This is a genomic window from Martinezella calliandrae (assembly GCF_030272695.1).
Classification (GTDB): Bacteria; Pseudomonadota; Alphaproteobacteria; order Rhizobiales; family Rhizobiaceae; genus Rhizobium; species Rhizobium calliandrae.
Window position 1 is genome coordinate 1 of record NZ_JARFYN010000105.1, and the last position, 9,497, is coordinate 9,497.

General features: G+C 58.5%; 7 protein-coding genes and 2 pseudogenes. 5 read left to right on the forward strand and 4 right to left on the reverse strand.

Going from position 1 to position 9,497, the window contains the following annotated elements; all coding sequences use genetic code 11:
- The 3 genes and pseudogenes from PY650_RS35360 to PY650_RS35370 all read left to right on the forward strand — a co-directional run.
- A partial coding sequence (locus PY650_RS35360) for a thioesterase domain-containing protein (protein ID WP_285884710.1) occupies window positions 1–1,204 on the forward strand: 1,204 nt, incomplete at its 5' end.
- A gap of 417 nt (window positions 1,205–1,621) precedes the next feature.
- Window positions 1,622–2,726 (forward strand): annotated as a pseudogene (istA, locus tag PY650_RS35365) (IS21 family transposase); the annotation flags it as partial.
- 881 nt (window positions 2,727–3,607) lie between these two features.
- A complete protein-coding gene (locus PY650_RS35370; protein WP_285884711.1) occupies window positions 3,608–4,507 on the forward strand; it encodes a LysR family transcriptional regulator in 900 nt (299 codons plus the stop codon).
- Window positions 4,508–4,550: 43 nt separating this feature from the next.
- On the opposite strand, the gene PY650_RS35375 is transcribed toward PY650_RS35370, so the two are convergent.
- The 3 genes from PY650_RS35375 to PY650_RS35385 form a co-directional block, all read right to left on the reverse strand.
- Window positions 4,551–4,877, reverse strand: coding sequence for a VOC family protein (locus PY650_RS35375; protein WP_349644548.1), 327 nt, complete (start codon window positions 4,875–4,877; stop codon window positions 4,551–4,553).
- Between the two features lie 155 nt (window positions 4,878–5,032).
- Window positions 5,033–5,179: a hypothetical protein gene (locus PY650_RS37590; RefSeq protein WP_432761625.1), complete on the reverse strand. Its 147-nt coding sequence runs from the start codon at window positions 5,177–5,179 to the stop codon at window positions 5,033–5,035.
- A gap of 414 nt (window positions 5,180–5,593) precedes the next feature.
- Entirely contained in the window at window positions 5,594–6,703 is a 1,110-nt protein-coding gene (locus PY650_RS35385; protein WP_285884712.1) for a flavin monoamine oxidase family protein, read from the reverse strand.
- 207 nt (window positions 6,704–6,910) lie between these two features.
- Between PY650_RS35385 and PY650_RS37250 the strand changes: the two genes are divergently transcribed.
- Window positions 6,911–7,153 carry a hypothetical protein gene (locus tag PY650_RS37250; protein ID WP_349644546.1) on the forward strand — a complete coding sequence of 81 codons (243 nt, stop codon included), beginning with the start codon at window positions 6,911–6,913 and terminating at the stop codon, window positions 7,151–7,153.
- A gap of 198 nt (window positions 7,154–7,351) precedes the next feature.
- Here the strand turns inward: PY650_RS37250 and PY650_RS37255 are convergent.
- A pseudogene (locus PY650_RS37255) lies at window positions 7,352–8,270 on the reverse strand (zinc-binding dehydrogenase); the annotation flags it as partial.
- 183 nt (window positions 8,271–8,453) lie between these two features.
- Here PY650_RS37255 and PY650_RS35400 point away from each other — a divergent pair.
- Window positions 8,454–9,398 carry a LysR family transcriptional regulator gene (locus PY650_RS35400; RefSeq protein WP_285884713.1) on the forward strand — a complete coding sequence of 315 codons (945 nt, stop codon included), beginning with the start codon at window positions 8,454–8,456 and terminating at the stop codon, window positions 9,396–9,398.
- Window positions 9,399–9,497: the final 99 nt, after the last annotated feature.

Genomic DNA, 9,497 nt, shown 5'->3' on the forward strand with positions numbered 1-9,497 from the left:
GCCGTCGGCCTTCGTGCGGCTCGATACCCTGCCGCTGACACCGAACGGCAAGCTCGACCGCAAGGCGCTGCCCGTTCCCGACGACGACGCCTATGCGCGGGCCCCCTATGAGGCACCGCAGGGCGAGATCGAGACGGCGCTGGCTCAGATCTGGACGGAGCTTCTCGGGATCGAGCGGGTCGGACGCCATGACAATTTCTTTGAGCTCGGCGGCCACTCCCTCTTGGCGGTGCAGTTGCTCAGTCGCGCGTTCGATCTTGGGTTCAAGCTGAGCGCCGCTAACCTCTTCCAAGCCCCTTTTCTAAAGGAACTTGCGTCAAAGGTTCATTTGGAACCACAACCCAGCAGGCCGGGAGTGATTTGCGTTCGAGAAACCGGATCGCAGCCGCCGCTGTTCTTTGTTCCCACAGGTTTGGGCGATTGCTCCTATGTCCTGAGTTTGGCGAAGGAAATGAACGTAGAATGTCCTGTCTACGCTTTGCCATGGCCGCCTTTCAATGACGTTTGTCCGCCAACTCTCGAGGCAATGGCGGCGGAGCTAAGCCTGGCAATTCGAGAGATCCAGCCAAAGGGTCCGTACCGCTTTGCCGGATACTCATCAGGGGCAATCTTAGCTTACGCAATTGCGCATTGCTTGCTAAGTCCCGGTGACGCTGTGTCATTCATTGCTCTAATCGATGTTGTGTTACCTGCAAATCCGTCAAGGCTATCGCCGGCCAAAATGATGCGAGAGGTGCTTCTTGACTCTGTCGAATTAGATGACGACTCCTTCGAGATACTCGAACGGATCGCTGACCAAAGTTCAGTTTCTCAGCTCCTCGAAATGGTACAGAAACTTGGAGGGCTACCGCTGGATCATGATCTCCAAAAAGAGATTTTGATGTATGAGAGGGCCACGCAGTTCCGAAGGGCGCTGAACATGTATCAAGTTCCATCTCTGCCGGTTGAGATACACCAGTTCTATGCCAACAGCTCTATCAGTCATCGGGCACGATCTCGCAAAATTCCGACAGGTCCAGAAGCACATTCGCCCTTGCGAGGTTGGGACCGGATTTTAAGTGCAGAGGCCATTCATGCCGTTCCAATTCCAGGCGACCACCTGACCATGATGAGTGTCCCGGAAAATCGCCAAGTTCTGGCTCGATGCATATCAACGACCCTAAACCGCTTATCGACAACGAATGTTCGAACTTCACTCTCTTGAGATCCATCGCTTCTGACATCCAGGGGAATGGATTTTGCATCTCCGCGAAGAGGGTTCGCAAAAGCGGAACAGGGGTTCCGCTGGTCCCCGGACAGTGGTGGAGTGCACCCTTAGATTTAGCTTAGACTGAGACAAGGAAAGTCGTACACACTGTCCCGCGTTAAGCTATGCCGCCTTTTCCATTCTGAGGAAGCGCAGTGACTGAGGACGATGCGCTGCTCGCGACAAGTTGCGCGGCGACAAACAGGATGGAAGCAGCGTCAATCTGGGTGGGAGTGTCGCCAGAAGCGTCACGTAGGAAGGGCGTAGCCCGACCGAAGTGAGGCTTCTGGCGACGGCGGGCCGGTTTAGGGCCACGCCGTCTAGAGAATCGCGATGTGTTCGGTCCAAATCTTCTTCGACCAAGAGGAAGAATGGATGCCCGGACAGCACATCAACGATCTCCAGATGAGGCTATATATGCAAAACAGATTGAAGCACAGTGTTCCTGCCGCGGCGGCCAAGGCCGGGTTCAGTTCGTCGACGGGTTACCGCATCGAAGCCGATCCGCGCTTGCCGAGCGAGAAGAAGACCAAACGCGAACGCCGACGGGTCGACCCGCTGGACGGCATTTTCGACGAAGAAGTGGTGCCGATGCTCAGCCGAGCTCCCGGCCTGCGTTCGGTCGGTATTTTCAGGGAAGTTTGTAAGCGTCATCCCGAGCTTGATGCCGGTGTGCGCCGCACGCTCGAACGGCGGATACGCGAGTGGCGGGCCATCCACGGGCAGGACCAGGAGGTGATCTTCCGGCAGGTCCACGAGCCGGGGCACATGGGTCTTTCGGATTTTACCGATGCGTCGGAACTGAAGGTGACGCTCGGCGGTCAGCATTTCGACTACCTGCTCTACCATTTCCGCCTGGCCTATAGCGGCTTCGAACATGCCGAGATTGTCGAGGGCGGCGAGAGCTTCGCGGCCCTGACGAGCGGTTTGCAGAATGCGCTCTGGGCGCTTGGCGGGGCGCCGCGCGACCATCGCACCGACAGCCTGTCGGCGGCATTCAAGAACCTCAAGGCCGATGCCGCCGACGATCTGACGGTCCGATACAAAGCGCTTTGCGCCCATTATGGCATGAAGCCCAGCCGCAACAATCGCGGTGTTGCTCATGAGAACGGTGCGATCGAAGGATCGCATGGCGACCTGAAGCGCGAACTGGAGGATGCCTTGCTCTTGCGGGGGACATCCGACTTCGCCGACATCGCCAGTTTCGCGGCTTTCATCGACGAAGTCATCGGCCATCGCAATGCTCGTCGCACCAGGGAGATCGGCATCGAGCGGCAGAGCCTGCAGCCTCTTCCCGATCAACGTCAGAGCGAGGGCGAAGACGAGATCGTCCATGTCACCAGCAGTGGAAGCTTCACGCTACGCAGGGTCTTCTATTCCGTCCCTTCGCGGCTGATCGGTCATCGCCTGCGGGCGCGGCTGTTCAAAGAGCATATCGAACTCTTTCTCGGCGGGACTTTCCTGATGGAACTCAGGCGCGGCCTGTCGTCGCGCAGTGTGGACCGTCTTCCACAAAACATGAGAAACATCGCGTGTCGCGACACAAGATGCCATCTCGCACTGCCCAGGACGGAAAGCCAGCGGTTGACCGCCCGGGTCCGGCGCTTTGCTACTGGCAAAATCTAAGAAGAACAAAAAAGTGCCGTTAGCCGGACGGGGTTTCTGCTAACGGCAACACGACACCACCTGGCCACATTGGCAGCCAACTGGCCTCCGGCAGAGCATCGAACTTGCCGCGGTCAGCATTTGTTCCACCCGAGCCTCGCAATTTATCCGCTGAGGGAACCTTAAGTCTTGCGTCTGTAGCAACACTGTCTCGGCGTGTGTTCACCGATCGCGGTCAGATGCGGTAGTTCGCATTCGACCAATCGCCAAAACGGGGCGTATGTGCCTCCGCAAGCAGGTTTTGCACGTTACTGCTTTTCTCTCGACGTAGACAGAGATGCTATTCTTCTTCTTCTTTCTCTGCTCGTGTAACTCGATCCGTAGGTTGAGGGCACGTCATCATTCATCGGGACGTCTATAGGAACGAGGCATCGAATGGCCGCCTGACCAAGCGATTTGCCTCGTATTTGCCTCGCGATGACGGTGGACGGCCGGCGACCTACCTGAAGCCAGCAAGGTTTTCGACATAAGCTCATTTCATCGGGTCGCTGTTCTTGCGGTCGATGATCTCGTCGAAGATCAATGTTGCCGACCCATGATCGGCATAGTGTTGGTGAGCGATTGCCGGCTTCATCACTGGAATATCCTTTCGTCCGTCGCGAGGCTTGGGCAGAGCTTGGTTGACGAAGAGGTTAGCAGCAGTGCATTATGAGCAGAAATGGCATTTTTTCCATCGGTTCATGAATGGGTATCATAATGCTTGATCGTCAGCATCTTGCAATTCTGAGAGAAGTCAGCCGTCGGGGCAGTGTTACCGCGGCAGCCGAAAAGCTGAACGTCACTCAATCCGCCTTGAGCCATACGATCGCAAAGTTCGAGGAACGGCACCGCATCAAGATATGGATGAAATCAGGCCGCGGGCTGCGATTGACGCAAACAGGTGAATATCTGCTTTCTGTGGCCGAACGCGTCCTGCCCCAGATGGAACATGCCGAGCGGGTCCTGACCGATTTTGCTGTGGGAAGGAGAGGAGCCCTTCGTGTTGGCATGGAATGTCATCCCTGCCAGCGGTGGCTGACCAAGATAGCGACACCTTATCTCGAGAAGTGGCCGGATGTCGATTTCGACGTGCGTACGGCTTTCCGGTTCGACGGTGTCGAGGCACTCCTTGGGTACGAAATCGATCTTCTGATCACACCGGATCCCGTGGACGCGCCGGACCTGCTCTTTACGCCTGTTTTCGAATATGAGCTGGTGCTGATGGTGCATGCGACGCATCCTCTTGCCGATAGGAAATGCGTGCAGCCACAGGATCTTCTTGACGAGGAGCTGATCACGGTTCCGGTCACATTGGAGCGGCTGGACATATACACCAAATTCCTTGTTCCCGCCCATTGCCGGCCGCGTCAGCACCGCACGGCCGAAACCATCGACCTGATGCTGCAACTCGTCTGTGCGAAAAGGGGTATTACGGTCCTACCGGACTGGCTGCTGCAGGAAGACGCCGTTGGAATGCCGATACGCGCGCTACGCGTGGGCGATGCCGGTATATGGAAAAACATCAATCTGGGTGTCCGGCGCGGCGAGGAGACCATATCATACATCGACGGTTTTCTAGCGCTTGCCCGCGAGAGGGGACGTTCGCCTTCGCCGTGATCGCGGAAAGCGAATTTCCCAGCGCCGCCTTGAGTCCCTCTCGTCAATGACGGTCGGAGATGTTCAGGCCACGATACTTGGAAGCGGCTATTCGAACTTGTGCATGTGGGCGACCATGTCTCGCGTCTTTCCTTCCGTGCGGCATCGCATGGTGATGTCCTCTCGCCCCGACGAAGGAAGAGCCGAATTGGACCAGCCGGTTTTCCTTGCCCCAGGGGTGGCGAATTGCGCGACGTAACCTCAAACCGAGCCGCTCATAGAACCGAGCTGCGGCCTCCAGATCTTGGACCGCAAGCACGATATGATCGATCCGGCGTTTAGAAACAGACATCGGCGCTTTCCCTTTACGGGTTTTGGCTGCATTCTGCATTCTGGCTGCGTGCCATACCGTCGGAACCAGAATGAATGTGAGGGCCGGCAATACGTGCCAAAGACCATAAAGTCGTTTGCGCCCTGCGCTTTGCCGCGTTCGGATGGAGCGTGGCAATCGGCAACCACCGCGGTCGCGCCAATGAAGCCGAAGTTCTAGCCGATCCCTAAAAGGAAGCGCGCCATAAGTCGCCCCGTCATGAAGCTCGGGCCGAGCATGGAAAGCACATGCCACTGAGCGCCAAGCGCTGTGGAATCGACCGAATGGCCATGTCCGACCATTGCCATCGGTGCTGCCGTCATCACGAAAGTCATAAGTGCATAGGAAACGACCCCCTGGCGACCGCGAGCAGATAGCGCGGCGAGGCCAGGATTTGCAACAGCAGCCGGACCGCTGCCTGATCGACGGAACCTGCCTTGGATGCTCAGGGCTGGGGAAGAGTAAACAGGATCGGAATAGCAAGCATCGCAAGTGCGGCCTGACTGAGGAAGCTGCCGGCAAAATGGTGACCTGGAACTGCTTCGCGGGTCCAGATGACCAACTGCGGGCTATCACAGCAGCAACCAGGCCGCCGACCATAGCCCGGGCGATCGCTCTGTCGCGCTTAACTACTGCGCCCCAGTCCGAACCCAGACGTTTCGTGTGGTGGTTTCTGATGTTGTGACACGGCGGTTGTGTCGAGGAACGCCTGATCGACGATTCCCATGGCAAATCCTTCAGCTTTGCTCGACCGTGAGTTTCGAAATGACGTCTCGGGCCGCTTGGGAAGATGCGTGCACGGCACCGGCAAGGTAGCCGGCCTCACTTCGGCTCGTCTCGCTCCCGGCCAGGACCAGCCGCTCCTTCCACGGGCCAGCGATCCAGCCGCCGTCAGGGGCATTCGGGTGGCCGGCGGAAAACCAGTCGGCGGATGTCGCTGTCAGCGGGTCGGCAGCCCAGTCCTTGTAGAGGGTCGCGCGTGGATGGGCAGCTTGCGGCCCGAAGATGCGCGTGAACTGGCGGATCGAGGCCTCCTTCAGAGCGTCCGCGCCGATTGCTGCACGTTGTTCGGCTCCCATCCCGACGAAGCCGAACAGGGCAGCCTTGCCCGAGGACGTGGTCGCATCATGGATCTCTGCCAAAGGTCCGACCATGCTTTGCGCTGTCCCGGAGAATCCTGCCTCGCGCCAGAAGGGACGATCGTAGACAGCGAAAAATTTGGCGTGTGGCGCCATCCAGGTCGGCGTTTGCCGCCACAGTTCGATCGTGCCTTTCTCCTGGGCTGGCTCGAACTGGACGGTCGCCTCCAGAATGCGCGGCGGAAGCGCCGCAATCACCTGTGACGCCTGAATCTGCTCTGTACGTCCGTCGGCCAATCTCAAAGACAGCTCGACACCGGTTTCGTTGAGACGCATCGCGGTGACTTGCGCACCGCACCACAGCGCGGCCTCAGGCAAGCCTTGCGCCAGCGCACGAACCAACGACGCGGATCCTCCGATGAACCTCAGGGCCTCAGGCTCCTGATCCAGTCCGGGATAGCGCTTTGCCGATTCCCGCGACATCCGCTCGAAGACCACCTCGCCATCGCTGTTCTGCGCAAACGTGGGCAGATCGAATTCGGCAACGAGCGCGGCGATCGCAGGCTGCATTCGAGGCCAGAACCAGGACGGTCCAAGGTCGAAGCCGTCTGCGTCCGCCTGGCCTGTCTCGTTCACGGTCTCGATTCGGCCGCCGAGGGTGGCTCTTGCCTCGATGAGCAGGAATTCGATCCCGGCCGCATGCAGCAGTCGCGCCGTGTGCAGTCCTGCCAAGCCTCCGCCGATAATCGCTACCTTGGTGTTCCTCATTATCTCTCTCCGGGAAGCTGGCTCCCGACAGCGTTGGCCTGTTAGAAGCGGGCGCGGCTGTGACAGGCTTCAAGCGGCTCGCAGGATTGACGGTCAGGCAGGATGGCGGGACAAATTTGCGATCCCGCGGCGATAGCACGAGGAACGTCAGATCAAAAATGGCCTTGCTTCATGGTTCGATAAATTCTGCTCATAACACGGAGGTTCATGCACCTCGAGTTTGTGACGCTCGCACCGCAATCAGTCAGTCATCCGCAAAACGTCAGGGTGCTCAAGAGGGGCGTCCTTGATCCAGATTTGAGCGCCTTCCGCGGCCGTCATGGCCTCGAGTGGCTGGCCGGCGGGCAGGCGTCCCCAGCAGTGCCGTTCAAGCTTTTCGCCTTGGAACGCCAGGCTGCCGGCCAGTACCAGGAATTCGAGGCCCCGCTGATTTCCAACCACGATCGTTGAGCTTAGCGGCCACTGCTCGATCGACACGTGTTCCCGTCCATCGTCGAATAGCACGCGTGTCGCGTCGACCCCTTCATGCAAGAGCGCTGCATTACCCTCGCCGGGCTGGCGAATGATCTGCGCGGCGTCGCCTTCTCGGAACTGCCAAAGGCGCACGAAGATCGTGCAGCCTTCTTCCGAGGCGGGAACATGGGATGTGCCGGGCGGGTAGCGGAAATAGCTCCCAGCCGGATGGTCGCCGTGCTCGTCTGGAACACCCCCGCAAGCACGAGAATTTCCTCACCCCGCTATGCACGTGACGCGGAAAAGCGCTGCCTGGCGCGTAGCGCACGATCGAGGTCGCACGGGCGACTTCCCCGCCGACGCGGTAGAGCATCCGTCGGTTCACCCCGGCCGCGGGGCTCGGTACCCAGCACAGGTTAGCCGAATGGACGATGACCGGCCTCGTGAGATCGTCATGATGCGCATTCGTCTGGCGTCCCATCGTCAGCACGATGCGGAATTTCGCGTTGCCGGATCGCATTCTTTCGACCGCCTCCGCCGCGTGCTCGATCGGCATGGTTTCGATCATCGGCCGCACGCCGGCCAAAACGCTGAAGTCGAGTGTTCTCTCGTTCTCGAAGGGTGATCCTGTAATCGACCCGATGACGTCGCGTTCGGCCCCAACCAGGTAGCCGGTCGACACCGGCAGCGGATCTTTGCCGACGCCGAGCAGGACAAGGCGGCCTTCCGGCGCAAGGGCGGGCATCAGCGCCGAGACGGCTTCCGGGTTGCCGGTCGTGGTCAGGATGGCATTCGCACCCCCTAGCGCGTTCAAAACCTCGGCGGCGTTTTCCTTATTCGTATCGATGTAGCGATGGGCGCCAAGCGCCATTGCATCCTGGGCGATATCGTCGCCGCGAGCTGCCGCAACCACTCGAAAGCCCATCTTGCGAGCATATTGCAACGCCAGGTGCCCGAGACCACCGATACCGAGAATGGCGACGGTATCGCCAGACTCTGCGCCCGACTTCTTCAAGGCATTGAATGTTGCGATACCGGCGCAGAGGATCGGTGCTGCCTCTTCGGATAAAAGCTGGTCCGGAATGGAAACGAACCCCGTCGCCCGCGCAACCATCCTCCCAGCGTATCCGTGCGCAAACCGACAGCGCCATGTTCAAATTCGCATTCGATGTGCATTTTGCGAACGAAAATTTCCATACTTGCTCTCTGCGCTGTGAAAATGTCAATTTGTATTACTAATGAAGAATGATGTTGGGTTTGGATAGCATAGATCCACGCTATGGATAGATGGAGACACATGCGGTTCAAGGGACTTGATCTAAATCTCCTAGTCGTGTTCGACGCTTTGATGGCTGAGCGTAAGCTCACGGCGGCGGCGCACAGCATCAATCTCAGTCAGCCGGCCATGAGCGCGGCTGTCGCCCGGCTGCGCGCCTATTTCCAAGATGAGCTGTTTACGATGACGGGCCGCGAATTTATCCCGACGCCGCGGGCGGAAGGTATTGCGCCTGCGGTGCGCGAGGCTCTGCTGCAAGTTCAGCTCTCCATTATTTCCTGGCAGCCGTTTGATCCGGCCCAATCGGATCGTCGCTTCAGAATCGCGCTTTCCGATTACGTCACGCTTGTATTTTTTGAAAAAGTCGTGGAGCGTGTGGCGCGGGAAGCTCCCGGCGTCAGCTTCGAATTTTTCCCCCCCGCCGACCACAATGAAGATCTTCTCCAGCGCGGCGACGTCGATCTTCTCATTTTGCCGGAAATATTCATGTCGAACGCCCATCCTCATGCGAGGCTTTTCGACGATTTACACGTGTGCGTAGGCTGTCGCTCGAACAAGCAGCTGGCAGAGCCACTTACATTCGAGAGATACATGTCGATGGGGCACGTTGTCGCTAAGTTCGGAAGTTTCCGGAGGCCAGGCCTCGAGGAATGGTATTTGCGCGAGCACGGTCGCAAGAGACGCATCGACGTCGTGGTACACGGCTTCAGCATGATTGCGCCCGTGCTGTCCAACACTGACCGTATAGGAACCATGCCCCTACGGCTGGCGCAGCATTTCGCAAAAACAATACCCCTGCGAATTGTCGACCTTCCGCTGCCACAGCATCTTCCGTTCACCGAAGCCGTGCAATGGCATGCGCTTCACAACAGTGATCCGGCAAGCCTCTGGATGCGCGACATGCTATTCCAGGAAGCGGCCCGTATGACATCGCCGCTTGTCGCGGCCGAGCCCCTCATCAACTAATACCGCTCCCCAGAGATTCTGACGGTTTGGTAGCTTATCGCAAGATGGGCAGAGCCTCGGGTTCTATGAGTAATTGAATGCTTCGCGCTTCTCCCGGCG